Origin of the sequence: Thiemannella venezuelensis (genome assembly GCF_014203605.1) — a bacterium.
GTDB lineage: Bacteria > Actinomycetota > Actinomycetes > Streptosporangiales > Streptosporangiaceae > Planomonospora_A > Planomonospora_A venezuelensis.
Map to the genome: position 1 here is coordinate 188,767 of NZ_JACHJJ010000005.1, position 26,962 is coordinate 215,728.

At 73.0% G+C, this 26,962-nt stretch carries 21 protein-coding genes; 14 read left to right on the forward strand and 7 right to left on the reverse strand.

All coding sequences use genetic code 11. From position 1 onward, the window contains the following. Positions 1–52 precede the first annotated feature (52 nt). Positions 53–433 carry a hypothetical protein gene (locus FHS22_RS10370; RefSeq protein ID WP_184940510.1) on the forward strand — a complete coding sequence of 127 codons (381 nt, stop codon included), beginning with the start codon at positions 53–55 and terminating at the stop codon, positions 431–433. Between the two features lie 154 nt (positions 434–587). Here the strand turns inward: FHS22_RS10370 and FHS22_RS10375 are convergent, their stop codons facing one another. After that, positions 588–812 carry an exodeoxyribonuclease VII small subunit gene (locus FHS22_RS10375; protein ID WP_184940511.1) on the reverse strand — a complete coding sequence of 75 codons (225 nt, stop codon included), beginning with the start codon at positions 810–812 and terminating at the stop codon, positions 588–590. Positions 813–862: 50 nt separating this feature from the next. On the opposite strand from FHS22_RS10375, the gene FHS22_RS10380 reads away from it, so the two are divergent. Next, a complete protein-coding gene (locus tag FHS22_RS10380) occupies positions 863–1,333 on the forward strand; it encodes a GNAT family N-acetyltransferase (RefSeq protein ID WP_221473458.1) in 471 nt (156 codons plus the stop codon). Between the two features lie 21 nt (positions 1,334–1,354). Here the strand turns inward: FHS22_RS10380 and xseA are convergent, their stop codons facing one another. Together xseA and FHS22_RS10390 are read right to left on the reverse strand one after the other, a co-directional pair. After that, positions 1,355–2,563, reverse strand: coding sequence for an exodeoxyribonuclease VII large subunit (xseA, locus tag FHS22_RS10385; protein ID WP_184940513.1), 1,209 nt, complete (start codon positions 2,561–2,563; stop codon positions 1,355–1,357). Between the two features lie 26 nt (positions 2,564–2,589). After that, on the reverse strand, positions 2,590–3,693 hold the full coding sequence (locus FHS22_RS10390; RefSeq protein ID WP_184940514.1) for a hypothetical protein: 1,104 nt from the start codon (positions 3,691–3,693) through the stop codon (positions 2,590–2,592). 110 nt (positions 3,694–3,803) lie between these two features. On the opposite strand from FHS22_RS10390, the gene FHS22_RS10395 reads away from it, so the two are divergent. Further along, entirely contained in the window at positions 3,804–4,772 is a 969-nt protein-coding gene (locus tag FHS22_RS10395) for a 4-hydroxy-3-methylbut-2-enyl diphosphate reductase (RefSeq protein ID WP_184940516.1), read from the forward strand. Positions 4,773–4,873: 101 nt separating this feature from the next. Here FHS22_RS10395 and FHS22_RS10400 read toward each other — a convergent pair whose 3' ends face one another. Both FHS22_RS10400 and FHS22_RS10405 read right to left on the reverse strand, forming a co-directional pair. After that, on the reverse strand, positions 4,874–5,398 hold the full coding sequence (locus tag FHS22_RS10400; protein ID WP_184940518.1) for a DUF6542 domain-containing protein: 525 nt from the start codon (positions 5,396–5,398) through the stop codon (positions 4,874–4,876). Positions 5,399–5,479: 81 nt separating this feature from the next. Continuing rightward, the gene (locus FHS22_RS10405) at positions 5,480–6,793 is read right to left on the reverse strand and encodes a DNA recombination protein RmuC (protein ID WP_184940520.1); all 1,314 of its coding nucleotides are present in this window, start codon (positions 6,791–6,793) and stop codon (positions 5,480–5,482) included. Between the two features lie 133 nt (positions 6,794–6,926). Here FHS22_RS10405 and FHS22_RS10410 point away from each other — a divergent pair, with 133 nt between their 5' ends. The 11 genes from FHS22_RS10410 to FHS22_RS10460 all read left to right on the forward strand — a co-directional run bounded on the left by FHS22_RS10410 (position 6,927) and on the right by FHS22_RS10460 (position 24,130). Further along, on the forward strand, positions 6,927–7,748 hold the full coding sequence (locus FHS22_RS10410; RefSeq protein ID WP_184940522.1) for a hypothetical protein: 822 nt from the start codon (positions 6,927–6,929) through the stop codon (positions 7,746–7,748). Between the two features lie 11 nt (positions 7,749–7,759). Beyond that, complete coding sequence (gene ychF / locus FHS22_RS10415; protein ID WP_184940524.1) at positions 7,760–8,848, forward strand: redox-regulated ATPase YchF; 1,089 nt, start codon at positions 7,760–7,762, stop codon at positions 8,846–8,848. A gap of 647 nt (positions 8,849–9,495) precedes the next feature. After that, complete coding sequence (locus FHS22_RS10420) at positions 9,496–10,317, forward strand: conjugal transfer protein (protein WP_338047696.1); 822 nt, start codon at positions 9,496–9,498, stop codon at positions 10,315–10,317. A gap of 211 nt (positions 10,318–10,528) precedes the next feature. Beyond that, entirely contained in the window at positions 10,529–10,753 is a 225-nt protein-coding gene (locus FHS22_RS10425; RefSeq protein ID WP_338047709.1) for a hypothetical protein, read from the forward strand. A 46-nt stretch (positions 10,754–10,799) separates the two neighbouring features. Continuing rightward, a complete protein-coding gene (locus FHS22_RS38950) occupies positions 10,800–13,232 on the forward strand; it encodes a TcpE family conjugal transfer membrane protein (protein WP_184940528.1) in 2,433 nt (810 codons plus the stop codon). A gap of 70 nt (positions 13,233–13,302) precedes the next feature. Next, positions 13,303–15,798: an ATP-binding protein gene (locus FHS22_RS10435; protein WP_184940530.1), complete on the forward strand. Its 2,496-nt coding sequence runs from the start codon at positions 13,303–13,305 to the stop codon at positions 15,796–15,798. Further along, positions 15,795–18,242: a type IV secretion system protein gene (locus tag FHS22_RS10440; RefSeq protein ID WP_184940532.1), complete on the forward strand. Its 2,448-nt coding sequence runs from the start codon at positions 15,795–15,797 to the stop codon at positions 18,240–18,242. Before FHS22_RS10435 ends, FHS22_RS10440 begins: the two co-directional genes overlap by 4 nt. 2 nt (positions 18,243–18,244) lie before the next feature. Continuing rightward, positions 18,245–18,901: a hypothetical protein gene (locus FHS22_RS10445; protein WP_184940534.1), complete on the forward strand. Its 657-nt coding sequence runs from the start codon at positions 18,245–18,247 to the stop codon at positions 18,899–18,901. Beyond that, positions 18,898–19,989 carry a C40 family peptidase gene (locus FHS22_RS10450; RefSeq protein WP_184940535.1) on the forward strand — a complete coding sequence of 364 codons (1,092 nt, stop codon included), beginning with the start codon at positions 18,898–18,900 and terminating at the stop codon, positions 19,987–19,989. Before FHS22_RS10445 ends, FHS22_RS10450 begins: the two co-directional genes overlap by 4 nt. Positions 19,990–20,020: 31 nt before the next feature. After that, positions 20,021–20,413 (forward strand): (deoxy)nucleoside triphosphate pyrophosphohydrolase, encoded by a 393-nt coding sequence (locus FHS22_RS10455; protein WP_184940537.1) that lies wholly within the window; start codon positions 20,021–20,023, stop codon positions 20,411–20,413. Positions 20,414–22,672: 2,259 nt separating this feature from the next. Beyond that, complete coding sequence (locus FHS22_RS10460) at positions 22,673–24,130, forward strand: hypothetical protein (protein WP_221473459.1); 1,458 nt, start codon at positions 22,673–22,675, stop codon at positions 24,128–24,130. A 157-nt stretch (positions 24,131–24,287) separates the two neighbouring features. Here FHS22_RS10460 and FHS22_RS10465 read toward each other — a convergent pair whose 3' ends face one another. Both FHS22_RS10465 and FHS22_RS10470 read right to left on the reverse strand, forming a co-directional pair. Then, positions 24,288–25,055, reverse strand: a complete 768-nt coding sequence (locus tag FHS22_RS10465) for a succinate dehydrogenase/fumarate reductase iron-sulfur subunit (protein ID WP_184940540.1) — start codon at positions 25,053–25,055, stop codon at positions 24,288–24,290. Between the two features lie 4 nt (positions 25,056–25,059). After that, positions 25,060–26,952, reverse strand: coding sequence for a fumarate reductase/succinate dehydrogenase flavoprotein subunit (locus tag FHS22_RS10470; RefSeq protein WP_184940542.1), 1,893 nt, complete (start codon positions 26,950–26,952; stop codon positions 25,060–25,062). Between the last annotated feature and the right edge of the window lie 10 nt (positions 26,953–26,962).

Here is a 26,962-nt window from a genome sequence, read left to right on the forward strand (position 1 = left end):
CGGCCGGCGTCCCGGTCGTCCGCGTTCCGGAGACCGCGTATCCTCCGTCGGCATGCGCAGCGTCCGCCTTGAGAGTCCTTTCTACAACGTCACCGACGACCCGAAGCGGGTCATCGGCGACTTCCTGGGCTTCGCCCTCTCCCCGGGATGCGTCTCCGAGCAGCCCCTGGCCGAGGAGCTCGCCGAGAGCTTCGGTCCCGGAGGGCGGGGGATGCGCCTGCCCGTCTTCGTGGCCTACCGGGCCGAGGAGGCGGACGACGTTCCCGAGGAGTTCGGCGACCGGTTCACGGAGGAGATCGGCCGCAGGGAGCTCTGGGTGCTCACGAACCTCATGCCGGGCAGGACGCCGGACTCGGTCGTCATCGAGGGCCCGGAGCTGCGGCACCTGCTCGCCGACGCCTTCCGGCAGCGCGCCGCGGCGCTCTCCCCCTGAGCCGGGCGCGTTCCGGGACGGCACGCCGACTCGGAGCCGTCCGGGGAGGAACCCGCGGCGGCCCGCGTCCGGAGCCGCGGGCCTCGTGGCCGGCGGCTCGGCGCGGCCGTACGGGACCGGCGGCGGCTCGGCGCGGCCGTACGGGACCGGCGGCTCAGAAGGGGGAGTCGGGGTCGGGCTGGCCGCGCCTGGCCATGGCGGCGGCGAGCTTCACGCGGGCGCCCTGGAGCCACTCCTCGCAGATCGCCGCCAGCTTCTCGCCCCGTTCCCAGAGCTCGATCGACTGCTCCAGCGTCAGCCCGCCCGCCTCAAGGCGGCGGACCACCTCGGTCAGCTCCTCGCGCGCCTGCTCGTACGACGGTGTCTTCTCATCGGCCACGGGTCAACCCTAGACGGTGGGACGGGTGGGGCGGCTGGGAGAATCGGGGGGTGAACGTGCGCGACGCGATCCCCGGCGACATCCCCGAGCTGGTCCGCCTCCGGCAGATCCTGGCCGACCGCATGGCCCTGGACGGCGCCTTCCCGATCGAGAGCCGCTGGCAGGAGGCCTACGCCGAGAGCCTGGAGGAGCGGCTCGGCTCCTCCGACACGGCCGTCTACGTCGTGGACGCCTCCGCGGGCGGTCTGGCCGCCTGCGGGATCGGCCTCATCTTCGACCGCTTCCCCGGGCCGAGCCTGCCCGACGGCCGGTACGGCTACATCCAGGGCATGACCACCGACCCCGGCCACCGGCGGCGCGGGCACAGCCGGGCCATCATGGGCGCGCTCATGGACTGGTACCGGACGAAGGGCATCCGCAAGGTGGACCTGCACGCCACCTCCGACGGCGAGCCGCTCTACCGGCAGTTCGGCTTCGTCGAGGACGGCTACCCCTCGCTCACGTGGCGGGCCCCCTCCTGACCTCGGTTCCCGCTCCCGGGCTCACGTGGCGGGATCCCTCCTGACCGTGATCTTCTCGTCCGGGAAGCGGAGGGTGAGCCCGTCGCCGGGGGAGACCTCGGCCGCGCGCCGTACGACCTCGCCCGAAGGGCGCTGCACGATCGCGTAGCCGCGCTCCAGGGTGGCGGCGGGGGAGAGGGCGACCAGGCGGGCGCGGAGATGCCCCAGGGAGTCGTGGGCGCGGTCCAGGGAGCCGGCGAGTGAGCGCCGCGCCCGGTCGCGCAGCTGCTCGGCCTGCTCGGCCCTGCGCTCGATCTCGCGGACCGGGTCGGCGAGGGACGGCCGGGAGCGCGTCGCGGTCAGCCAGGCCGTCTCGCGGTCCAGCCAGCCGCCCGCCACCCGGCGCCCCCGGTCGCGGAGCTGGCGCACCAGCGTGAGCTGCTCGCCGACGTCCGGCACGACCTTCTTCGCCGCGTCGGTGGGCGTCGAGGCCCGCACGTCGGCGACCAGGTCGAGCAGCGGGCTGTCCTGCTCGTGGCCGATCGCGCTGACCACCGGAGTACGGCACGCGGCCACCGCCCTGACCAGCGCCTCGTCGGAGAAGGGCAGCAGGTCCTCCATCGACCCGCCGCCCCGCGCGATCACGATCACATCGATCTCGCCGTCCGCGTCGAACTTGCGCAGCGCCTCGGTGACCTCGCCGACGGCGTACGGCCCCTGCACGGCGACCGGCTCCACCTTGAACCGCACGGCGGGCCAGCGCCGCCGCGAGTTCTCCAGCACGTCGCGCTCGGCCGCGGAGTCCCGGCCGCAGACCAGCCCGATCGCGGCGGGCAGGAACGGCAGGCGGCGCTTGCGGTCGGCGGCGAAGAGGCCCTCGGCGGCGAGGACCTGGCGCAGCCGCTCCAGCCGGGCCAGCAGCTCGCCGACGCCGACCGGGCGCATCTCCAGCGCGGTGAACGCGAAGGAGCCCCGGTTGACCCAGAAGTCCGGCTTCAGGTTCATGACGACCCGGGCGCCGTCCACCGGCCGGGGGACGGTCGCCTCGTAGACTCCGCGCGGGCAGGTGACCTTGGCGGACATGTTGGCCACCGGGTCGCGCAACGTCAGGAACACCGTGCCGCCGCGCGCGGTCAGCTCGGTGATCTGCCCCTCGACCCAGACGGTGCCGAGCTTGCCGATCCAGCCGCCGACCATCTGCAGCACGGTGCGGACCGGCAGCGGCTGCTCCGGTGTGGTCTTCGCGCTCATGCGAAGACCTTACGCGCAGGGGTCGGCTACTCGGCGGCCTCCAGCTTGGCCAGCCGGTTCTCGTACATGCGCACGACCTCGGGCCGGGCCGCGGTGGCCTGCTCGTAGGCGATCAGATCCTTGATCTGATCGGCGCTCTTGCCGCGCATGCGGGCGCGCAGCGAGGCGACGGTGAGGTCGGCGTAGCCGGGCAGCGGCTCGGCGGGCACGGCCGCGGCCCCGGCCCCGACGGTCTCGGCCCCCGTCTCGGTCGCGGCGGTCCCGGTCTCGGAGGCCTTGGTCTCGGAGGCCTTGGTCGCGGCGGCGGTCTTCGCAGCCTTCGCGGGCTTCGTGCTCCTGGCCGTCTTCGCGGGCTTCGGCTTGGCGGTCTCCGCGGTCTCCGCGGTCTCCGCCGCCTTCGGCCTGGCGGTCCTCGGCCTGGCGGGCTTGGTCTTCACGACCTCGACCGCGGCGGCGTCGGCCGTCTTCGGCTTGGCGACCTCGACCTCGGCCACCTCGACCTCCACGGCGGGAGGCGCGGCGATCCCGGTCTCAGGTCCGGCGCTCTCCGGCGTGGTGCTCTCCGGAGCGGCGGTCTCCGGCGTGGTCACGGCCGTCGCCTGCCCCACGGTCTCCGGCTTCGCGGTCTCCGGCTCCACGGTCTCCGGCTTCGCGGTGTCCGCCTCGACGGCGGACGCCGCCCGCTCCGGGGCATCGGCGGGCTCGGACTTCGCCGGGGCGTAGATGACCGGCTCGGGCCGGGTCTTGGTCCCGTCGGCCGCGCTCCCGCTCGCGGAGGGCTCGGCCGCGCTCGCGGAGGGCTCGGCCGTGGCCGGGGTCTCGGCTCCGGCGCCGTTCCCGGCCCGGGCGGTCTTGGACTTCGCGGGGGAGAAGATGACCGGCGCGCGGCGGGCCGGCTTCTCCTCGGCCGCCTGCTCCGCGGTCTCCCCGGCCTCGCCCAGCTGATCGGCGGCGGTGGTGCGGGTCTCTTCGAGCGCCTCGTCGCTGCCGCCGAGGCGCTTGAGCCGGGTGCGGACCCGGTCGCCGAGCAGCAGCGCCTGGCCGACCCCGCTCAGCGTGGCCTGCAGCATGTGAAGCGGCAGGTCTTTGGCCTTCCCCGCGATGGTGCGGAAGAGGTCGGGGACTGACATTTCGTCTCCCTGGGAGGTCTGTATTGGACGTCTAGTCTGGCAAGATCAGGGCGTGCGAGGTCAAGGGGCACATGAGCGGACCCCATGGGCACTCCACGTAGCATAAGAACATGACTTCAAAGACCCGCGCGACCCGTCGTGTACTTGTGGCGAAGCCCCGTGGTTACTGCGCGGGGGTCGACCGGGCCGTCCAGGCCGTCGAGAAGGCTCTGGAGCAGTACGGCGCGCCGATCTACGTCCGCAAGCAGATCGTCCACAACACCCACGTGGTGAAGACGCTGGAGGAGCGCGGAGCGATCTTCGTCGAGGAGACCGAGCAGGTTCCCGAGGGCGCCATCGTGGTCTTCTCCGCGCACGGAGTCTCCCCCGCCGTCCACCAGGAGGCGGCCCGGCGCAGCCTGAAGACGATCGACGCGACCTGCCCGCTGGTCACCAAGGTCCACAACGAGGCCAGGCGCTTCGCCTCCCAGGACTACGACATCCTGCTCATCGGCCACGAGGGCCACGAGGAGGTCGAGGGCACCGCGGGCGAGGCCCCCGACCACATCCAGCTCGTCGACGGCCTCGACGCGGTCGGCTCCGTCCAGGTGAAGGACCCCGGGCGGCTGGTGTGGCTCTCGCAGACCACCCTCTCGGTGGACGAGACGATCGAGACGGTCTCCCGGCTCAAGGAGCGGTTCCCGAACCTGATCGACCCGCCGAGCGACGACATCTGCTACGCCACCCAGAACCGCCAGGTCGCGGTGAAGGAGATCGCCGCCGAGGCCGAGCTGGTCATCGTCGTCGGCTCGGAGAACTCCTCCAACTCCAAGCGCCTGGTCGAGGTCGCCCTGGACCACGGGGCCGACGCCTCCTACCTGGTCGACGACGCCTCGTTCATCAAGGACGAATGGCTCGACGGCGTCACCACCGTGGGGGTCACCAGCGGCGCCTCGGTCCCCGACGAGCTGGTCGCCGGGGTCCTGGCCCGCCTGGCCGGGCACGGCTTCGACGACGTCGAGGAGGTGCACTCCGTCGAGGAGAGCGTGCGCTTCGCCCTCCCGCACGAGCTCCGCAAGGACCTGCGGGCCACCGGCTGACCGGTCCCTCTCCGCCGTGCGCCGCCGACCGGAGGCGCACGGGACCGCCCCGCCGTACGGCTCCGAGCGGATGGCGGGATCGCGGGAGGGGGCGGCCGGGGCTATCGGCCCTCGCGCGGCGTGCCGTACACCCTGGGCTCGAAGTAGCCCTCGGGCTCGGGGGCGAATCCCGTGTCGTCGCCGTTCCTCGGGCGCGGGACGGCGGGGCCGGCGGTGCGGATCTCCTCCCGGAGCTCGCGGACGCACCGCGTCAGCCCGCGCCGCCAGGCGACGACCAGGACCAGCGCCGAACCTGTGAACAGCCACGGCGCCCCGCCGGACAGCGCCGTGAACATGCCGAGGCCGAAGGCCTGGACCGGCGAGGGCGCGCTCAGGGCCCGGAGCGCCTCCGCGACCAGGGCCGCGGAGAAGAAGATCAGCGGCGGGGAGACCACGAGCGAGAGCAGGTCCCGCGGGTTGACCAGCAGGACCGCGCCCGCGCAGCCCGCCACGAAGGCCAGGCCGACCGCGGCCGGGAGCCCGAGCAGGGCGTGCAGCAGGCTGCCCGTCAGGGTGACCGCCAGTACGAAGGCCACCGCGCCCCGCGCGGTCAGCCGGATGCCCGATGCCCGGTTCCGCTCACTCATGCGATCACCTCGCCAGTCGCCCCCCTCGGCCCGCCCCGCGGTTTCCAGTGTCCGACTCCCCTCGGTCCAAGGAAACACCTTTCATGGCAGGTCGTTGGCCAACTTACCGTTCAAGGGGGAGACGAGGGACGGGCTTGACTCCTCTTCTCCCAGCAATTCAGGTGAGGTGAGCGCCCGGGGCAGCTCCTCGACCGGCGCCGGACCGTCGAGCTCGCCGTCGACCAGGCCCAGCTCGTTCAGCTTCCGGGCGCTCACCAGGACCCGCGTCTCCAGGGAGCCGACCGCCCGGTTGTAGGACTCCACGGCCCGGCCCAGCGAGCGGCCCACCGCGTCCAGGTTCCGGCCCATCGTGCCCAGGCGCTCGTAGAGTTCCTTGCCCAGCTCGAAGACCGCGCGGGCGTTCTCGCCGAGTGCGGCCTGCTGCCAGGCGTACTGCGCGGTGCGGAGCATGGTGATCAGGGTGGTGGGGGTGGCGATGTGCACGCGGCGGCGCATGGCGTGCTCCAGCAGGCCGGGGTCGCGCTCCAGCGCGGGGGCGAGGAAGGCCTCTCCCGGGATGAAGAGCACGACGAACTCCGGGGCGGGGTTGAACGCCTGCCAGTAGGCCTTGGCGGCCAGCCGGTCCACGTGCTCGCGCACGTGCCGGGCGTGGGCGCCGAGCCGCTCGGACCGGTGGCCGGGGTCGGCGGACTCGGCCGCCTCCAGGTAGGCGGCCAGGGAGACCTTGGAGTCGACCACGATGTTCTTGCCGCCCGCGAGCCGTACGACCATGTCGGGGCGGAGCGTCCCGTCGGCGGTGGCCGCGCTCGCCTGCTCGTCGAAGTCGCAGAAGCGCTGCATCCCGGCGATCTCGGCGACCCTGCGGAGCTGGAGCTCGCCCCAGCGGCCCTGGGCGTCGGGCCGCTGCAGGGCCCGGACCAGCGCGGTCGTCTGCGTGCGGAGCCGGTCGTTGCTCTCCCGGACGATGTCGATGTGCCTGGTCAGTTCGGCGTGGGCCGCGCGCTGCCCCGCCTGCGTGTCGCGGAGCTGCGCCTCGACCCGGGACAGGGTGTCCTTCAACGGCTCGATCAGGTGCTCGACGGCCTGCTTGCGCTGCTCCAGCTCCCCGGCCGCCTCGGCGCGCCCGGCGGCCATCCGGGTCTCGGCCAGCTCCAGGAAGCGCAGGTTGTTGACGTCGAGGGCACGGGCCGACAGCGCCTGGAACCGCTCGGTGAGCTGCCCCTCGACGTAGGCGACCTTCTCCTCGGCCGCCCTGGCGCGGGCCTCGGCGTCGGCCAGGCGGACGGCGGCGTCCGAGGCTCCGGCCCCGGCGCGCGCCCGGCCCAGCAGGAACCCGATCGCGAGTCCCGCGGCGAGTCCCACGGACAGCTGGAAGACGAGCGCCATGACATCCATCCCCCGAATGATCCCAGGGCCGGCCGGCCCCGGCGGCCCGACACGCCTTCGGACCGGCTGCCGCATTCCACTTGTGCTGAAGCATCCTGTCACTCAAAGTTCTGTATTGAACACGGAAAGTGGGGGATTTGCGGTGAGCGCACGCGACTGGGGGTCGACGGCGGTGCCGGCGCTGGGGGTGACCGCCGTGGTGACGGTGATCGTGGTGGCGGTGACGGGGGTGTTCATCGCCGGGAGGGCGGAGCCGAGACCCGAGGCGGTGCGGGCGGAGACGCCCGCGACCGGGTTCGCCTGGAGGCAGGGGGCCTGCGTCGGCAGGAACGGCTCGGTGTTCCGGCTGGTCCCGTGCGGGGAGGCCGACGGGAGGGTGATCTCCGTGGTGGGCGGACGCCCGGCGGACTGCCCCGGCGAGACCGACGAGATCGTCAGGATCAGGGTCGCGTCCGAGACCGGGGAGCAGTTCTCCCCGAGCCTGCGGACCGACCGTACGGCGTGCGTGCGCAACCTCCGGCAGCCGCATCCCGGGGACCCGGGGGAGGGCGGCGGGGTCCTGCGCCCGGGCGACTGCCTGGCGCTGCGCGGCGGGGAGCGGCCCTGCTCCGCGAGCGGCTGGTACGGGAGGGTGCTGGCGCTGGTGGACCGGACGGACGAGTGCCCGAGGCGTGCGCTCGACGCGCTCCTCGTCGACGAGCGGTCGATCGCGTGCCTGGGCGAGGGCCGCCGGATGCTCTCCGTGGGAGACTGCGTGGTCAGGCCGGCGGGGCGGAAGGTGAGCCGTGAGGCGCTCTCCAGCACGTCGTGCGGTTCCTCCCGCGCCTGGGCGGAGGTGACCGGCAGGGTGGTCTCCCGCGGGCGCTGCCCCGAGGGGTCCGACCGCTACCTGAAGGTGCGCGAGCCCGGAGTCCGGCGTCCCGTGACCTGCCTGCGGCGAGTGGCACTTCACGGCTCCCCGTAGACTCGGGTCGCGTGAGCCTGAGCATCGGTATCGTCGGACTGCCCAACGTCGGCAAGTCCACGCTTTTCAACGCGCTGACCAAGACCGCCAACGCACTGGCGGCGAACTACCCGTTCGCCACCATCGAGCCCAACGTGGGCATCGTCGGCGTGCCCGACGCGCGCCTGGAGAAGCTGGCCGAGATCTTCGGCTCCGCGAAGATCCTGCCGGCGAAGGTCGAGTTCGTCGACATCGCGGGTCTGGTCAAGGGGGCCTCGGAGGGGCAGGGGCGGGGCAACCAGTTCCTCGCCAACATCCGCGAGACCGACGCGATCTGCCAGGTCATCCGGGTCTTCAGCGACCCGGACGTGACCCACGTGGACGGCGCGGTCGCCCCCGAGCGCGACATCGAGACGATCAACACCGAGCTCATCCTCGCCGACCTGCAGACGCTGGAGAAGGCGATCCCGCGCCTGCAGAAGGAGGCCAGGACCAACAAGGACCGCAAGGCCGCGCTGGACGCCGCCGAGGCGGCCTCCAAGCTCCTCGACGGCGGCACGACGCTGTACGCCGGGGCCAAGGGCGCCGGGATCGACCTGGCGGACCTGCGCGACCTGCACCTGCTGACCGCCAAGCCGTTCCTGTACGCCTTCAACCTCGACGCCGACGAACTGGTCGACGCGGAGCTGCGCGGCAGGCTCTCGGCGCTCGTCGCACCGGCCGAGGCGGTTTTCCTGGACGCCAAGATCGAGTCGGAGCTGGTGGAGCTCTCCGACGAGGAGGCGCTGGAGCTGCTCCAGTCCGTCGGGCAGGAGGAGTCCGGCCTGGCGCAGCTCGCCCGGGTCGGGTTCGAGACCCTCGGCCTGCAGACCTACCTGACGGCGGGCCCGAAGGAGACCCGCGCCTGGACGATCCGCAAGGGCGCGACCGCCCCCGAGGCCGCCGGGGTGATCCACACCGACTTCCAGCGCGGCTTCATCAAGGCGGAGATCGTCTCCTTCGACGAGCTGGTGGAGGCGGGCTCCATCGCCGCGGCCCGGCAGGCGGGCAAGGCCCGCATCGAGGGCAAGGACTACGTGATGCGCGACGGCGACGTGGTGGAGTTCCGCTTCAACGTGTGAGCGGCCGCCGGACACGCCGGTCTCATCAGGCGGACACATCGATCCCACCGCTCCGGCGCTCCGCCCCCACCGGGAACGGGCGCGGTCCAGCCGACCGCGCCCGTTCTTCGCGTTGTGACCCTGAGTCACGTTCTTTCGCCCGTTCCCGGCCAAAGGTGCAGGTCGCGACAGTCCCAGTGCTTTACCGATACCAATGGGTGGCGTTTGGGTAACCGGAGCCTGCGCTGGCCAGGTGTAACGCGCGATGTGCCGCCTGTACGGGGATCCGGGACGGTTGCAGATCCGGTTTGCTCAGTGAGGGCGATGCCTGCAGCATGGGCGTGGTTTTCCTGGAACAATCGGCAGGGCGGTTAAGGTAATCACTTCACCATGGCTAACGGGATCGGGAGTAATACGACACCGCGCCAGCCGGGGGAATCGGCGCGAGCGGAGGCGTGATGGTTCGAAGGTCAACCGCCCAGCGGGATCCGCGGATCGCTGGCGACCCTGATCTTTCGGCATACCCAGAAGCGTTCGACGATCCCGAGTCCGGGCGCGCTCCCGCGCGCGGGCGGGGCGTGCCGCGCCGCGGCCGGTGGTCCGGTGGAGGCGGGCGCTGGCTGGTGTGGACCGGCCGCGTCGTTCTATGGGCGTTAATTGTGGTTATCGTGGTAAATGGGGTCCGTGCACCTTTTGAGCGATTCACTCAGCAGGGAGCGACCGGTCAGCCCGCCGCCACCTCGGCCGATCTGGGATTCCCGGTCACCCAGGGCACCTCTTTCGCCAGCCAGTTCGCCGCCGTCTATCTGAATTTCGACGCCGTGCGCGCGGAGGAGCGGGCCGGGCGGCTGGCGCCCTTCCTGCCCGACGGGGCCGATCCGAAGTTCGGCTGGGACGGCCTCGGCAGGATGAGCGCCGGGGCGATCCAGCCGTACGGCATCGAGGTCGCCGACGCGCAGAACGCCGTCGTGACGCTGATGTTCCAGGCCGGCGACCGCCGCCAGCTCCTGTCCGTGCCGGTCTTCCACGACGGCCAGGACGGCAGGTTCGTCGTCTCGGGGCGGCCGGGCATCCTGCCCGCGCCGACGAGGGCTGCCCTGCCCGCGCTCGCCGGGCCCGATCGGGACGAGGCCGCCGAACAGGAGCTCCGCACCCCCATGGCCAACTTCTTCAAGGCCTACGCCGCGAGCGACACCGCCTCCCTGCAGCAGTACGCCGCCGACGGGGTCACCCTGGAGGGGTTCGGCGGCGCGTTCACCTTCGTGGAGCTCAAGGAACTGGTCGTGCCCCTTCCCGCCGCGGCGACCAGGGAGGTGACCGCCACGGTCGTGTGGGGCGTGCCCACCGGGGCGGCGCCGTCCGCGCAGCCCACCGGCGACCCGGGGGAGATGAGCGGGAAGCTGGAGCAGTCCTACGTCCTCACCGTGGTCGAGCAGGGCGGCAAATGGTTCGTCAGGAGCATCGGCGGCGCCGGACGGTCCGTGGGGTGACGCATGATCGAACAGTGCCAGTCCACAGCGAACAGAGCCCCCCTGACCGGCGCGCCGGCGGCGCGGGCGCCTCGCGCGCGCCCGGCCGCCCGGCACCCGCGATCATGAGCACGGAGGACGAGACGTGACCCTGAAGACCATCCTGCTGAGCGTGATCGACCTCGCGCAGCAGCAGCAGCCGACCGGCCAGCCCACCGCCCCCCCGGCCGGCGTGAACACCGAGGGCCTGGCCGACTTCCTCCGCCGGTTCTTCGCCCCGCTCTTCCTCGTCATCGTCTCGGTGGTGGCGCTGTTCTTCCTGTTCACGCGGGAGATCACCCGGTTCGTGCAGTTCATCATCCTGGCCATCGCCATCGGTGTGATCTTCTACGTGCCCAACATCATCGAGGTGACGGCCAAGGCGATCGCAGGAGCCCTGGGCATCACGGGAGGCTGAGACCGCCGGAGCGCGGCCGGAGAGCGAGAAGGGAGAGGAGGAACGCGTGGACCTGCCCACATATACCAATATCTGGCGGATCGAGAAGCGGCTCTACAAGCTGTACGACCTACGGCTGCCGATGCCGCTTCCGATCGTCTGGATCGGTGTGTTCGTGGGTGTGATCGCGCCGTGGTCGCTGCTGCTCGCCCTGGCCGGACTGCCCTTCGACGCCCCCTGGCACGTGGTCTACCTGGTGCCGCCGGGAGTGGTGACCTGGCTCTCCACCCGGCCGGTGATCGAGAGCAAGCGGCTCACCGAGCTGCTCCAGTCGCAGGTGCGCTACCTCGGCGAGCCGCGGACCTGGTGCCGGATGGCCCCCGCGGCGGAGCCCGCGGAGATCACACTGACCGGCCGGGTCTGGCGGACCGCCCCCCGGCCCGCGCAGGTCCGCGTCAAGGCCGCCCGCCGGGCCCGCCACGCCCAGCCCAAGCGGGCCGGCGCCCCCCAGCGGGCCGGCGTGCCCCTCCGGGAGGTCCGCCCCGCCGTGGCGGCCGCGGCCGCGGCCGCCGCAACCGCTCCGGTCACCCGGGACCGCGTCGTCTGGAGCTCGCCCTCCACCTCCCGCGCCGCGACCGCTCCGGCCCCGGGCCGGGCGGTCCCGGCCGCCGAGGCCCCGCTCTCCCTGGAGACGCCCCTGCCCGTGACCTGGGCCGCACCGCCTGCCCCCATCGCACCGGCCGCTCTCACCGGATCCGGGACCGATCGGGCCGCACCGGCCGGGGAGGCCGTCCCCGCCGCGCAGGCCGAGCCCGCCCCCCAGGCCGAACCGGCCCCTGCCGCGCGGGCCGAACCCGGGACCGCCCCCGCCGCGCGGAGCGGGAACGAGACCGCCCCCGCCGCGCAGGCCGGGCCGGAGCCCCTCCCGCAGGAGGCGCCCGCCGGGCCGGACCCGGCGCAGGCCGGGCCCGCCCCCTCCGCCACGCCGTCCGGTGAGCCCGCAGGACCGGCGGCCCCGGGTACGGCCCGGCAGGAGAAGGCGCCGGCCGCGCGTACGGCCCCGATCGACACCGAGGCGCTGCGCCGCCTCCGGAAGCTGGCCGTCTCCGCCGAGAAGACCGCGGACGAGAAGACCTCGGACGAGAAGACCGCGGATCCGGTGGAGCCCGCCGAGAGGACCGAGCGGCCCGCCAGGCCGCGGATCGTTCCGCAGTTCACCGCACCGGCTCCGGCCGGGCCGCGCGCCGCCGGATCACAGGCGGAGACGGACGAGGACCTCCGGGCCCAGCACCGCAAGGGCCAGCCGCCCCCGGCGGGGCAGGGCGCTGGCGCGGGCCGTACGGAGCGGAGGTCTCCCGCGGAGCGGCCGGCGGCTCCCGCGGAGCGGCCGGTGACGCCCGCCGAGCACGGAACCGGCGGCGAGCGGAAGCCGTGGCCGCCGGAGCGGCCCGCGATCGTGCCGGGCAACGTCTCGATCAGGGCCGTGCCCCCGGGCCCCGCGGCCCAGGGTGACCCGGGACCGCCGGTGCCCGGGCCGGGGCGGGCCGAGCCCGCGCGGGAGGCCAGGGTCCGCCGGGTGGAGGCGGTCGTCGGCCGCGACTCCGAAGGGGGATGGCGGCGGCTGGCCCAGGTGGTGATGGGACCGGGGAGCGGGAGCCGCACGGACGGGTCGGAGGTCGACGAGGTCCGGACCCGGGGGGTCTTCAGCGGGAGCCGCAGGGTGATCGTCCTGGGCTGCACCGGAGGCGCGGGCCAGACCACGACGGCCCTCATGCTCGGCCACACCCTCGCCCGCCACCGCGAGGACCGGGTGCTCGCGATCGACGCCGGCGCCGGACCGCACTCCCTGTCCAGCCGGATCCGGGGCGAGTCGCCCGAGACGCTGGGCTCCCTGCTGGCGGGCCTGGACGACGTCCACGGCTACCTGGGCATGCGCGCCTACACCAGCCGCTGCGCCTCGGGCCTGGAGGTCCTGGCGGGCGACACGGGGCCGGGAGCCGAGCAGCGGCTGGCGGACCGCACGCTCTTCTCCGACCAGCGGCTCGGCCAGGCCATGGACGCGCTGGACCCGCACTACAAGCTGGTCGTGGTGGACCCCGCCGCGGCGCTGGCCGCGCGCGTCCTGCCCTACGCCGACCAGCTGGTCCTGGTCGTCCCGGCCAGCGAGGACGGGCCGGACGCGGTCGCGATGACCTACGAGTGGCTCGACGGGCACGGCTGCGCCCACCTGCGCCGCAGGGCGGTCATGGTCGTCAACGGGGTGAGCCGCCGCAGCATGGGCGACGTGGAGCAGGCGGAGGCGGTCGCGCGCGGCAGGTGCCGGGCGATCGTCAGGGTGCCCTGGGAGGACGAGCTGGCCCCCGGCCGGTCCGACCGGGTGGAACCGTCCCACCTGCGGGCGCCGGGCCGCCGGGCCTACCTCGCGCTGGCCGGGGTGGTGGTGTCCGGCTTCGGAGCGGCGCGGACGGCGCGGACGAGCGAGGAGGAAGTGGCCCAGTGATCCCCAGGGCGCGAGAAGGCACGGAGAGGGCCGCCTGCGGCGGCCGCGGGCGGCCTGCGGAGGGGTCGGCATGAGCAGCCGGGCGTCACGGGCGCGCAGCCGCCTCGCCGTCCGGTACTTCGACGACCGGATCCTGCTGACCGACTCGGCGGCGTGGGCCTACTTCCGGCTGCCGACCGTGAGCTACGAGTTCATCACCCCCGAGGAGCGGGAGGCGCTGGCCACCAACATCACGATCGCGCTCGCCGCGATCAGGATGCCGGACGCCGAGGTGCACCTGCGGGTGGCGCACCGCACCTACCCCGCGGCGGAGTGGGCGATGGCGCTCAACGCCACCTCCGACGAGGGCACGGGCTGGCGCGAGTACCTGGAGGAGATGTACCGGCACGTCTGGGCGAAGGACTTCTGGAGCAAGGAGGTCTACCTCGGCGTACGGCTCGGCCCGCGCGGCGCGCAGCTCGGCACCGGGGTGCTCGCCCAGCTCTTCGGCTTCTACCAGCGCGGCGAGAAGGCCCTGGGCATCGAGGACGACCAGATCCCCAAGGGCGAGATCGCCAAGTGGACCGACCAGGCCGAGCGGCTCGGCAGGGCGCTGGGCGCCAGCGCCCTGTACGCCCGGCACGCCGCCTCCACCGAGCTCGCCTGGCTCTTCCAGCACGCCGCGACCGGCTCCCTCGGCGACCCGCCCGCCTCGGCCAGCCCGAAGCGGCGCTGGGGCAAGGGGGAGATCGAGTCGCTGGTCGAGGGGCAGATCCACAACGGCAGGTCGCTGCTGAGGATCGAGCAGCCGTACGGCGACTCCTACGTCGCGCACCTGTCCTTCGCCCGCTTCCCCGACCTGATGCCGTTCCCCGACGGCGAGCCGTGGATGCACTACGCCGACCAGCTGCCCTTCCCGGTCGAGATCAGCTCCCGGATGCGGCTGATCTCCCCGGTCAAGGCCAGCAAGGACGTGGCGCGCAAGCTCGCCCACGCCCGCGACATGGACATCCACATCCGGGAGGCGGGCGCGGAGGCGCCGCTGGCGCTGGCCGAGCAGATCGACGCCGCCCGGATGCTGGAGCACGGCATCACCAAGGAGCGCCTGCCGTTCGTGTACGGCTGGCACCGGCTGATCGTCTCCGCCCCGACCGAGGAGATCTGCGTGCAGCGGGTCGAGGCGGTCGTGGAGCACTACCGCGACATGGGCATCGACATCGTCAACTCCACCGGCGACCAGTTCTCGCTGTTCTGCGAGGCGCTGCCCGGCGAGCGGGTCCGGGTCAACGCCTACGCGCAGCGGCAGCCGCTGCGCACCATCGCGGGCGGCATGGCGACGGCGACCGTGGACCTCGGCGACCGGGTGGACGAGACGAACGCCGGCTGGCTGGGGCCGTACGTGGGGGAGACCCTGGGCCGGGCCCGCAGCATCGTGCACTTCGACCCGCTGGTGGCGGCGGCCCGGAACCGGCCGACGGCCATCGCGATCACCGGTGAGCCGGGCGGCGGCAAGACGACGCTGGCGCTGCTGATGATCTACCAGATGGCGATGCGCGGGGTCACGGTCGCGGTGATCGACCCCAAGGGCGACGCCGACTCGCTGGTCGAGCTGCTGAAGCAGCGGGGCAGGAAGGCGCGGATCATCCCGCTCGGCTCGGCCGCGCCCGGACTGCTCGACCCGTTCTCGTTCGGCGACGACCTCGCGGCCAAGAAGACGATGGCCACCGAGACCCTGCGGCTGCTGCTGCCGCGCATGTCGGAGGAGCGCGAGTCGGCGATGATCCAGGCGGTCGCGGCGGTCTCCAACGGCGACGACCCCTCGCTCGGCAAGGTCGTCGACCACCTGGAGCAGGCCGAGGACGCCGCCTCCAAGAACCTGGGGGCCGTGCTCCGCTCGATGTCGGAGATGCACCTGGCCCGGCTCTGCTTCGACCCCTCCGGCGGCGACCAGATCGACACCGAGGGCTGGACCACGGTCTTCACCCTCGGCGGGCTGACCCTCCCGGACGCCTCCACCGGCCGCGACGACTACTCCTACGAGCAGCGCCTGTCGGTGGCGCTGCTCTACCTGGTCGCCCAGTTCGCCCGGGGCCTGATGAACGGCCTGGACCGGCGGACGCCCAAGGCCATCTTCCTGGACGAGGCGTGGGCGATCACCTCCACGCCGGAGGGTGCCAAGCTGGTGCCCGAGGTGAGCCGGATGGGCCGCTCACGCAACACCGCGCTCGTCCTGGTCTCGCAGAACGCCGGCGACCTGCTCAACGAGCAGGTGACGAACTGCCTGTCGTCGGTGTTCGCCTTCCGCTCCACCGAACGGGTCGAGGTGGAGCACGTGATGGCGCTGCTCGGGGTCGACCCCTCCGAGGAGCACAAGGCGGTGCTGCGCTCGCTGGGCAACGGCGAGTGCGTCTTCCGCGATCTGGACGGCCGCGCGGGCCGTATCGGGGTGGACCTGATCTCGGGCGAGCTGCTGCGCTGGCTCGACACCAACCCCACCCACGACAAGCCGGTCGAGAACGTGCATGATCTTTCCGGGGGCGACAGAGTCGGCAGGCCGGGGGCTTCGGCGCTGGAGGTGCGGTCATGAGAGGCTCTGACGAGGAGCTGGAGGGTTCCCGCGAAGGCCGGTCCGCCGGGTGGCCGGGCGCGCGGGTGATCAGGCGGGCCGCCGCGGGGCCGGGCGCCCGGGAGACCGGGCGTGCGGTCGGGCGGAGCGGGGAACGGACCGGCGGGCGGCGGGTGCGCAGGCGGATCGCCGTCGCGCTGCTGGCCTTCACCGCCTTCATGGCGCTGCCGCTGGTGTTCCCCGCGGGCGGGTCCGTCGCCGCCGCGGCCCCCTGCGACCTCTCGCCCGACCTGGCGCCCGAGATCGTCGGCGGCGGGGTGGACGGCCTGGTCAAGCCGCCGCCGCCGGAGGGCGCCGCGCAGCCCGGCACGCAGACGAACTACGCGACCTACGGCATGAGCGGGCAGTTCTGGCACACCCACCAGCTCGGCTGCGACGACGTGACCGCGGTGCTGGGCAACGCCTGGGCCAACACGGTCTTCTCCTGGGCCAAGGCCCTGGACCGGCTGACCATCACGACCTACCAGGCGGCGGCCACCGAGGGCCCGCTGGAGTCGATCAAGAGCGTCGTCGACGACATGGTCAAGCGGCTCTCCGAGGCGATGTACTGGCCCTACCTGCGGCCGATCGTGATCCTCGGGGCGATCTGGCTGGCGTGGTACGGGCTGATCCGCAAGCGCGCGACCACGACCGCCGAGGGCGTCATCTGGATGGTCCTCGCGGTCACCGTCGCGGTCTGGTTCTTCAGCCGCCCCGGCGACCTGACCGGCCTGGGCAAGGTCGTCACCGACAAGACGGGCGAGGTCGTGAACTCGGCCTTCTCCGGCCTGCCCGGCGCGGGCGGGGCGTCGTGCCTGCCGGCCAAGGGGGAGGGCAGCCCGCAGGCGATGCCGGGCGGCTACGGCCGCAGCGGCGTCCCGGCCGTGGAGCAGAACGCCGACGCGCTCTGGTCCACCCTGGTCTGCAAGCCGTGGCTGATGGGCCAGTTCGGCACCGCCGACCCCGCGGCCCCCATCGTGAAGACCTTCGGCGCCAAGACACTGGACATCCAGGCGCTCGACGCCGCCGAGCAGCAGGCCACCCAGACCCCCAACAGCAGCGCCCACCAGGCCCGCTACGAGGAGGAGGTCGCCAAGTACCTGGAGAGCAACCCGGTCTTCTTCCTCTTCCAGGGCAAGGACTGGACCAGCCGGCTGGGCATCGCGATCGGCGCGCTCCTGGCCGCGATGGTCGCCGGTCTGCTGATCTTCCTGGTGGCGGTCTCGCTCCTGGTGCTCAAGGTCGGGTTCCTGCTGCTGCTGATCATGGCGCCGGTCTTCCTGCTGATCGGCGTGCACCCGGGCTCCGGCCGGATCATCGCGATGCGCTGGGTGGAGATGCTGGTCGGCACGCTGCTGCGGCAGGCGGTCCTCGCCCTCGTGCTGGGCGTGCTGGTGTACGGCTACGCGCTGATCATCTCCACCGCGATGCCGTGGGGCATGCAGGTCATGTTCATGGCGCTGCTGACGATCGCGGTCTTCTTCTACCGGAGGCCGTTCCAGCACCTGTTCGCCTCCATGGACGGCCACACGTTCACCACCCGCATGCTGGGCGAGGCCGCCAGCGCGCCCACCCTGCAGCGGACGGCGGGCATCCTGCCCCCGGTCGCGGTGGCCAGGGTCGGCCGCTGGGGCATGCGCAAGGCGGAGCCCGTCCTCCAGGCGGCCGCGATCGCCGGGGGCGTGTCCGCCGGCGCGGCGGCGGCCGTCGCGCAGGGCAAGGGCCGGGGCGAGGAGAGCGGCGCGGCGGGTACGCCCTCCGGCACCCGGGTCCCGGTCACCGCGCAGCCCGCGCCGCTGGACACCGACGCCCAGGCCGGCGGGCGGCGCAAGGCGGTGGGCCGCCCGGTCACCGCCCCGCGCACCGGCGCGGCGCCGCCGCTCAACCTCTCCGGCGGCCGTACGGCGGGCGGCGTGCCCCCCGCGCGGACCGGCGGGTCCGCCTCGCGCGGCGGGGGCGGCGGCTGGTTCGGCGGCAGGTCCGGCGGGGGCTGGGCCTCCCAGGGCGGTTCCGGCCCGGCCAGTGCGCCGCGCCCGGCCTCCTCTGGCGGTTCCCGGAGCTCCTCGGGGTCCGGCGGGAGCATCTTCGGCGGCGGTTCGCGGGGCTCCTCGGGTTCGGGCGGTTCGCGCGGGAGCGCCTCCCGCGGCTCCTCCTCGGGGTCCGGCGGGAGCATCTTCGGCGGCGGTTCGCGTGGATCCTCCGGGTCCGGTGGTTCCCGGAGCTCCTCGGGGTCCGGCGGGAGCATCTTCGGCGGCGGTTCCCGGGGTTCCTCGGGTTCGGGCGGTTCGCGCCGAGACTCCGGCGGCGGAGGCCGGGAGTCCGAGGCGCCGCCGCTCTGGCTGTCCGGCCGGTCCGACCGGGGACGGCGGGCCGATGAGGCTCCGGCGCCGTTCTGGCTCCGCCCGGCCAACCCGGACAAGGACTGACGATGGCCGACAGCGGTGGCCGCCGGGGCGTCGTCTTCGCGGTTCTCGTCGGGGTGCTCGCGGTGGTCGGCGTCTACCTGACCTTGTCGGGGCCCGAGAGCGGCCAGGAGCCCCTGCCCGCTCCGGTGGGCGCCGGCCGTACGGTGCCGGGGGCGCCGGTGAGCGCGGAGCCGTCGCGGCCGGCGGCGACGGCGAGCGACGCGCCCTTCGACGTCTACTCCTACCTGCCGATGAGCAAGCAGGAGCTGGCCGCCGCAGCCGACTACGCCGAGCGGTTCACCGCCGAGTACGGGACCTACCGCCACGACGAGGACCCGGTGGCCTACGGGGAGCGGCTGCGCGGCTACGCCACGGCCGAGTTCGCCGACGCGCTGGTGCGGTCCCGCACCAGCGCGGGGTTCGCCGAGGCCAACCGGGCCGACCAGGTGGTCTCCACCGGCTCGGCGAAGGTGAAGGAGATCCGGCAGATCCAGGACTCCTCGGTGGTGTTCGTGGTCGTCGCCACCGAGCAGGTCACGGCCGCGAGCGGACCGCGGGACCGCACCGACGAGTACGCCGTCACGCTCGTCCCGGTCGGCTCCGACTGGCGGGTGCACGACCTCCAGCCGGCCGCCGACGGCCAGGAGGGGGACGAGCGGCAGGGAGAGACGGGCGGATGAACGGGACCGGGAAGGGCCGGATCGCGCTGGTCGCCGCGGTCGCCGGGCTCTGCCTGCTCACCCTGATCATGGCGCCGATGGTGATGGTGAGCAGCTTCCCCTCCTTCATGGGCGGAGGCAGCCTGCCGGACTGCGAGGAGCCCGCGGAGCAGGCGGACGACCAGTCCGAGACGGCGGCCTCCGACATCCCGCAGGAGTACCTCGAGCTCTACCGCGAGCACGGCGAGAAGGTCGGCGTGCAGTGGAACGTGCTCGCCGGGGTCGGCAAGCGGGAGACCGACCACGGACGCTCCACGCTCCCGGGGGTCCGGAGCGGGACCAACCACGCCGGGGCGGCCGGGCCGATGCAGTTCCTGATCAGCACCTGGGGCGGCGCGGCGAAGATCAAGATTCCGTCGGAGTTCAACGGCTACGCCTCCGACGGCGACGGCGACGGCTGGGCCGACGTCTACAACCCGGCCGACGCCATCCTGGGCGCGGCGAAGATGCTCAAGCGCAACGGGGCGCCGGAGAACGTACGGCGGGCGCTGTTCGTCTACAACCGGGCCTGGTGGTACGTGGACCAGGTCATGGAGATCGCCGCGAAGTACGCCAGGAGCGGCGAGGTCGGCGCCCCGCCGCAGGCGGAGCCCGCCTGCGACCCGTCGCTGGTCGCCGCGGCCCCCAACGACGTGGTGGCCGGGATCCTGGACTACGCACTGGCCCAGCGCGGCAAGCCGTACCTGTGGGGCGGCACCGGACCGGACGCCTTCGACTGCTCGGGGATCGTCTACATGGCGTACCGGAGCGTCGGCCTGACGATCCCGCGCACCACCTTCGGCCAGTGGCCGTTCGGGGTGAAGATCGCCGCGGGTGAGGAGCAGGCCGGGGACCTGGTCTTCTTCAACTCCGGTCCCGGCACCGGCCCCGACCGGCCGGGGCACGTGGGCATGGTGGTCTCGCCGGGCAAGATGATCGAGGCCCGATGCCGCCTCTGCGGTCCGATCAAGGTCACGACCTACCGGGACCGCGAGGGGATCGTCGGCTTCACCCGGCCGCTGCAGAACCCCGGGGTCCTGGCCCAGCTCGAACTCAGGGAGCAGGGCTGAGCCAGGCGTCCATGGGACAGAATCAGGGGCCATGGAGAGAGTCGTCGTGGGGGCCGCGATCGTCGACCCGGAGGGCAGGCTGCTGGCCGCGCAGCGCGCCGAGCCGCCGGAGCTGGCCGGAGGCTGGGAGTTTCCCGGAGGGAAGGTCGATCCGGGCGAGGACGACCACGCGGCGCTGGTCCGGGAGTGCGAGGAGGAACTCGGCGTCCTGATCGAGGTGGGGGAGCGGATCGGCGGCGACTGGCCGCTGAGCGGGGGCTACGTGCTCCGGGTCTGGCTCGCGGCGATCGTGCGGGGGGAGCCGGAGGCCAAGGAGCACCTGGCCCTGCGCTGGCTCGCGATGGACGAGCTGGACGACGTGACCTGGCTTCCCGCGGACCTGCCGATCGTGCATGCCGTACGGGACCGGCTCGGAGAGGATTGAAAGGTAACTCATGGTGACATAACAGCTACTGGGCGTGCTTGTTTCGTGCGTCTGAACCGGGGGATCGGAGACGTGCGGTGGGGAAGACAACCGGATGGCTGAAGCGTGCCGTGCTCGCGTCGGCGGTGGGGGCCGGCGTGTTCGTCCCGGGCGGCACGCTGGCGGACGCATCCGCCGCGGGCTCCGCCGCCCCCGGTCTCCCCGTCACCTCGGGACTGCCCCGCACGGGGGACCTCCCCGTACGGCTCCAGGCGCCGGCCGGCGCCGCGGCCGGGTACGGGAGGAGGCCCTGGGCCCCCACGCCTCCCGCGCCTCCTGTGCCGCCGGAGGTGCCCACCGCTCCAGAGACGCCTCAGGCACCCGAGACGTCCGAGTGGTCCGAGGACGTGGAGACGCCGGACTGGTCGGATACGTCAGAGTGGTTCGGGACATCCGAGTGGTCCGAGCTGCCGGAATGGCCGGAGCTGCCCGAGTGGCCGTCGATGCCGGAGTGGCCCGAGGTGCCGGAGGGCGGCGCCCCGCCGACGCCCTCTCCCGCTCCCTCTCCGGGCATGCCCGTTCCCGGATCGCCCTTCCCCGCGGGGATCGGTGACCCGGCCTCCTCCTTTCCCGGCCTCGCGTGCCTCTACGCGCTCCAGGAAGGCGGCATGGCCGTCCCGCCGGTGCCGCCCGTCCCTCCCATCCCGCCGCTCCCGGACAGGCCGCCCCACAGGCCGGGCACGCCTCCGGACAAGCCCGGGCCCCCGGCGAAACCCAAGCCTTCGGGACGGCCCGTGCCGCCGGAGAGGCCGGAGCCGCCCGTGCTCCTCCCGGCCTATCCGGGGACGGAGGGACTTCTCTGGACGGAAGGGTTTCTCTGGACGGAGGGACTGCCGTCGTCAGGAGACCCGGAGGAGCGGTGGCTGCCGGAAGAGTGCGAGCACCTGCAGGTCGCGCCGTCGATCCCGGTTCTCCCGGGGGCGCCGTCCCCGGTCCCGTCCCCGGTGGAGGAGACCGGTCCCGACGCCGGGGCCCCGGTGGCGCCGCAGCAGGAGCGGCCGGGGCAGAAGACGGGGAAGAAGGGGCCTCGCTGGTACGGCGGGCCGAAGCAGGACAGGGCGGAAGGCGTCAGGGACGGGCGGAGGCACCCCCGCTGGGCGGGGGACCGGGGGGGACCGCCCGGAGGGCCCCGCAACGGCGGTGGAAGGGACGTGATCCTGCCGGAGAGCGAGATCCTGGAGGGCTTCGTGCCGGGCGCAGCCGGCCTGGGAGCCGACCCGGGGGCCACGAGAGCCCCCCGGCCCCTGGACCCCGGGAGCCCTTATGCCGCCCCCCTGCCCGTCGCGCCGCCCGTCGCGCCGCCCGTCGCGCCGCCGGTCGCGCCCGTCCTCCCGCCGATGCCCGCTTTCCCGTCGGCCGCGCCGGGGCAGGCGCCCTGGGGGCACTGGGCCCCCTGGCCGTGGGGCGTCCCCCCGATCCAGATGCCGCCCGCCGTACCCTCCCCGGCCGCCCCGCCGTCGTTCCCGGAACGGGCGCCGGCGCAGAGCGCCCCGCTGCCCCTGAAGACCGCGGTCCCGGTGCCGGAGGCCGAGCCTCCGCGACGGGAGATGGAGGCCGTGGGCCAGTCGAGCCCGATCCTGACAGGGCTACGGGGTCTTCCCGTTGCGGTGATCGCGATCGGAGGGCTGCTGTGCCTGTTGTGGCTGCAGGCGAGGATGCATCGGAGGCGTGCGCATCGGCGTCCCTCCCACGTGAGATGAGGCGAGGGGCATATGGGCTGAGAGCGGTGACATGTCATGTGATGTGCATCACATGATTTTGTCATGGGCGGCTGTCCCGCGTTTGTGATCAGCGTCAACGTTGAGAGCCCGTGCCCATATCGCTATATCCGGATATCCGCCTCATTTGAGATGTATGCGGTCGAGGCCTTTTCGGGTTAGACCTCCCGGGACCTTATGTGGACTCCTGTGGGAACACCGTCTGGGCTTCCGTCCGCGAGGTGCAGACCGGACCCCTTCCGGTCTGCACCTCGCGGGCGGGAGGCCCGTGGGCTCGGGACCCGCGGCCAGGGGGATGCAGCGGTCCCGCTCCGGCCCGTACGCAGGCTCTGAGGGCGTCGGCGGGGCGGTGTGACAGTGTCCGAGGCAGGGCTGTGACCTGTAGCGTAAAGGGTGCTTTGCTGTTACTTTTCCCCGGCTAGGATTTCTTCGATATGAGTCGCTCGGGGATTGCACGGAGGCACCGGTGACGAGATCTCGCCGTAGGGCAGCAGCCTCGGCCGTGCTCGTGTCCCTGGGGCTGGCCGGAACGGTCACGTTCGCCGCCGCCTCGCTCACCGGCTCCCACCCGGCCGACGCGGCCACCCGGCTGGTCGCCGCCGACCCGTCGGAGATCCCCGGCTGCGACGTCGATCCCGCGGCCGAGTGCTCCGAGGAGCCCACACCGATCGTCACGGTCACGATCACCCACAACCCGGGGGACCCCGAGCCCCGGCCCACGACCACCTCGACGGGCCAGGTGACGGTGACCGCCACGGTCACCGTCCCCCCGACGACGCCTCCCGCCACGACGCCTCCCGCGACGACCGCCCCGCCGGCCACGACGCCCCCGGTCCAGGTGCCGACCTCGGCACCCGTCGTCGAGCCGCCGCCGGTGACCCCCTCGACCACCGATCCCGAGGTGGTTTTCCCCAGCACCGAGCAGACGCCGACCGCCCTGCCGACCGCCTCGGCCGAGCCGACGGGCGGTGCGTCCGCGGAACCCGATCCCGCGACGGCGCCCTATGTGATCCGCAACGCGAACTCGGACTACAACACGACCGCCCTCAGCCGCCAGCTCGGCATCCTGGCGCTGATCCTGGTCCTGCTCGTGGTGTTCGCCATTCTGATCTTCGAGGGCAGGCTGCGCCGCCTGGCGCACGCCGCCGCCGTCCGCCGGGCGGGACCCCGTCCCGCCGACCCCTCGGGCTACCCCGCGGGGCCCGGGTTCACCTCCCCCGGATTCCCGCACGCGGCCTACCAGGGCGGTGCGGCGTACGCGCCGATCATCAGCTTCGTCCCGATGCAGATGTACCCGCCGGTCTACCCGGAGGCCTACCCCACCGACCAGTACCCCCAGCCTGAGCCGTACCCCCAGCCCTACGACCAGCCGACGGTCTACGCACCGCCTCCCACCGGTCCCTTCGACCGGCCGCCCTACCCCCCGGAGGGCACCGCGGCCTTCCACGGCGGGCACCCGGTGCCGTACGGCGGCCCGCAGGGGCACCCCGGCGACCTGCCCGGAGCTCCGCCTCCCCCTGCCTTCGGCGACTTCCCCGCCGATCCCTTCCCCCGGGACCCCGCGCTCCAGGGACCGCCTCCCCAGGGTCCCGCCGACCGCTTCCCGGAGGACCCGGGTCTCGCCCGGCCCGCGCCCGGCCCTGCCGTCTCGTCGCCGATGTTCCACGACCAGCCGCCCTTCGGCCCTCGGGCCCAGAGCGGTCCCGCGCCTCAGGAGGGCGCTGCGCCGTTCGGCGGTCCCCCGCCGTTCGGTGGTCCCATGCCTCAGGACGGCCCTGCGCCGTTCGGCGGTCCCATGCCTCAGGACGGTCCCCCGCCGTTCGGCGGCCCGCCCCCCGCGGGACCGTCCACGAGCCTCACCGGTACGGCGGTCTACCCGATCCCCGGCGAGGGCGCGATGCACCCGCAGGCGGACCCGCCGGGGAAGAAGCGCGGTCTCTTCCGCCGCAAGCAGGACTGAGTCCGCGGAGCGGCCCCGCGGCAGGCGGGGCGCCGGGCCGCGGAGCCGCCGCGGCATCCCTGCGAAGACGGGAACGGCCGGCCGCACCCGAGTGCGACCGGCCTCCTGGAAACCCCGCCGGGCCGCCGGAACGCAGTCCTGCGGCCCGGGGCGGCCGTCAGCCCTTCGACCCTGACCCGGAACGCTTGAAGATCTTGTTCCCCAGCCAGACCAGCGGGTCGTACCTGCGGTCGACGACGCGCTCCTTCATCGGGATCAGCGCGTTGTCGGTGATCTTGATGTGCTCCGGGCAGACCTCGGTGCAGCACTTGGTGATGTTGCAGTACCCGAGCCCGTGCTCCTCCTGCGCCGCGTCCTTGCGGTCGGCCACGTCGTAGGGGTGCATGTCCAGCTCGGCGATCCGCATCAGGAAGCGCGGCCCGGCGAAGTTGGTCTTGTTCTCCTCGTGGTCGCGGATCACGTGGCAGACGTTGTTGCACATGAAGCACTCGATGCACTTGCGGAACTCCTGGCTCCGCTCGACGTCGATCTGCTGCATGCGGTACTCGCCCGGCTTCACGCTCGCCGGAGGGGTGAAGGACGGGATCTCCCGTGCCTTCTGGTAGTTGAACGACACGTCCGTGACCAGGTCCTTGATCACCGGGAACGTCCGCATGGGCGTCACGGTGATCGTCTCGTCCTCCGTGAAGGTGGACATCCGGGTCATGCAGCCCAGCCGCGGCTTGCCGTTGATCTCCATTGAGCACGACCCGCACTTGCCGGCCTTGCAGTTCCACCGTACGGCCAGGTCGGGAGCCTGGGTGGCCTGGAGCCTGTGGATGATGTCGAGGACGACCTCGCCCTCGTTCACCTCCACGGTGAAGTCCTCCAGCTTCCCCTCGCCGCCCTCGCCGCGCCACACGCGGAACTTCGCCTTGTACCCCATGGCTCTACTCCCTCACCAGCGCGTCGAAGTCGGCCAGCTCTTCCTCGGTGATGTACTTCTTCAGCTCGGCCCGGTCGAACAGCGTGATCAGGTCGTCGCGCATGGCGGGCTGGGCCTTCTCCTCGACGGTGACCGCGGACCCGTCGGGGGAGGCGCCGCAGACCAGCAGCCTGCGCCGCCACTCGGCCGACATCCCGGGGAAGTCGTCGCGGGTGTGGCCGCCGCGGCTCTCCTCGCGCAGCAGCGCCGCGCGGGCCACGCACTCGGAGACCAGCAGCATGTTGCGCAGGTCGAGGGCGAGGTGCCAGCCGGGGTTGTAGATCCGGCCGCCCGCCGCGCCGGCGCCCTTGGCCCGCTCCTTGAGCTTCTCCACGGCCTCCAGAGCCTGGGTGACCTCGCCGGCGTTGCGGATGATACCGACCAGCTCGTTCATCGTGCGCTGCAGCTCGTGGTGGACCTCGTACGGGTTCTCGCCGTCGCGCTCCAGCGGTGCCAGCGCCTCGGCCTTCGCCGCGGCCACCGACTCCTCCGAGACCGCGGGCCGGGCCTTCAGCCCGTCCACGTACGCAGAGGCCCCGGCGCCCGCCCGGCGGCCGAAGACCAGCAGGTCGGACAGGGAGTTGCCGCCGAGCCGGTTGGAGCCGTGCATGCCGCCGGAGACCTCGCCCGCCGCGAACAGGCCGGGTACGGCCGCCGCCCCGGTGTCGGCGTCGACTTCGACGCCGCCCATGATGTAGTGGCAGGTCGGGCCGACCTGCATCGGCTCCTTGGTGATGTCGACGTCCGCCAGCTCCTTGAACTGGTGGTGCATCGAGGGCAGCCGCCGGATGATCTCGGCGGCCGGGAGCCGGGTGGAGACGTCGAGGTAGACGCCGCCCTGGGGCGAGCCGCGCCCGGCCTTGACCTCGGCGTTGATGGCGCGGGCCACCTCGTCGCGGGGGAGCAGCTCCGGAGGGCGGCGGTTGTTGGCCTGGTCGGTGTACCAGCGGTCGCCCTCCTCCTCGGTCGTGGCGTACTTGTCCTTGAACACGTCCGGGATGTAGTCGAACATGAAGCGCCTGCCCTCGGAGTTGCGCAGCACGCCGCCGTCACCGCGGACCGACTCGGTGACGAGGATGCCGCGGACCGACGGCGGCCAGACCATCCCGGTCGGGTGGAACTGGATGAACTCCATGTTGATCAGCTTCGCCCCGGCCAGCAGCGCCAGCGCGTGGCCGTCCCCGGTGTACTCCCAGGAGTTGGAGGTGACCACGTAGGACTTGCCGATCCCGCCGGTGGCCAGCACGATCGCGGGGGCGTCGAACAGGATGAGCCTGCCGTTCTCCCGCCAGTAGCCGAAGGCGCCGGAGATCGCGTCGCCGCTCTTGAGCAGGCGGGTGACCGTGCACTCCTGGAAGACCTTGATGTAGGCCTCGGCGTCGCCGTGCAGCTTCTCGTCCTCCTGCTGGAGCGCGACCACGCGCTGCTGCAGGGTGCGGATCAGCTCCAGGCCGGTGCGGTCTCCGACGTGGGCCAGCCGGGGGTACTCGTGCCCGCCGAAGTTGCGCTGGCTGATCTTGCCGTCCTTGGTGCGGTCGAACAGCGCGCCCCACGCCTCCAGCTCCCAGACCCGGTCCGGGGCCTCCTTGGCGTGCAGCTCGGCCATCCGCCAGTTGTTGAGGAACTTGCCGCCGCGCATGGTGTCGCGGAAGTGCACCATCCAGTTGTCGTCGCTGTTGACGTTGCCCATGGCCGCGGCCGCGCCGCCCTCGGCCATGACGGTGTGCGCCTTGCCGAACAGCGACTTGCAGACGATCGCGGTGCGCTTGCCCTGCTGCCGGGCCTCGATGGCCGCCCGCAGTCCTGCCCCGCCGGCGCCGATGACGACGACGTCGTATTCGTGACGCTCGATTTCCATGTGAAGTTCA

Coding starts and splice junctions, on each gene's coding strand:
- xseA (WP_184940513.1), bottom strand. CDS start 2,563: ATGAGCGCGAAGACCACACCGGAGCAGCCGCTGCCGGTCCGCACCGTG.
- FHS22_RS10465 (WP_184940540.1), bottom strand. CDS start 25,055: ATGGGGTACAAGGCGAAGTTCCGCGTGTGGCGCGGCGAGGGCGGCGAG.
- FHS22_RS10445 (WP_184940534.1), top strand. CDS start 18,245: ATGGCCGACAGCGGTGGCCGCCGGGGCGTCGTCTTCGCGGTTCTCGTC.
- FHS22_RS10455 (WP_184940537.1), top strand. CDS start 20,021: ATGGAGAGAGTCGTCGTGGGGGCCGCGATCGTCGACCCGGAGGGCAGG.
- FHS22_RS10395 (WP_184940516.1), top strand. CDS start 3,804: ATGACTTCAAAGACCCGCGCGACCCGTCGTGTACTTGTGGCGAAGCCC.
- FHS22_RS10405 (WP_184940520.1), bottom strand. CDS start 6,793: ATGGATGTCATGGCGCTCGTCTTCCAGCTGTCCGTGGGACTCGCCGCG.
- FHS22_RS10470 (WP_184940542.1), bottom strand. CDS start 26,952: ATGGAAATCGAGCGTCACGAATACGACGTCGTCGTCATCGGCGCCGGC.
- FHS22_RS10400 (WP_184940518.1), bottom strand. CDS start 5,398: ATGAGTGAGCGGAACCGGGCATCGGGCATCCGGCTGACCGCGCGGGGC.
- FHS22_RS10450 (WP_184940535.1), top strand. CDS start 18,898: ATGAACGGGACCGGGAAGGGCCGGATCGCGCTGGTCGCCGCGGTCGCC.
- FHS22_RS10440 (WP_184940532.1), top strand. CDS start 15,795: ATGAGAGGCTCTGACGAGGAGCTGGAGGGTTCCCGCGAAGGCCGGTCC.
- FHS22_RS10370 (WP_184940510.1), top strand. CDS start 53: ATGCGCAGCGTCCGCCTTGAGAGTCCTTTCTACAACGTCACCGACGAC.
- FHS22_RS10435 (WP_184940530.1), top strand. CDS start 13,303: ATGAGCAGCCGGGCGTCACGGGCGCGCAGCCGCCTCGCCGTCCGGTAC.
- FHS22_RS10390 (WP_184940514.1), bottom strand. CDS start 3,693: ATGTCAGTCCCCGACCTCTTCCGCACCATCGCGGGGAAGGCCAAAGAC.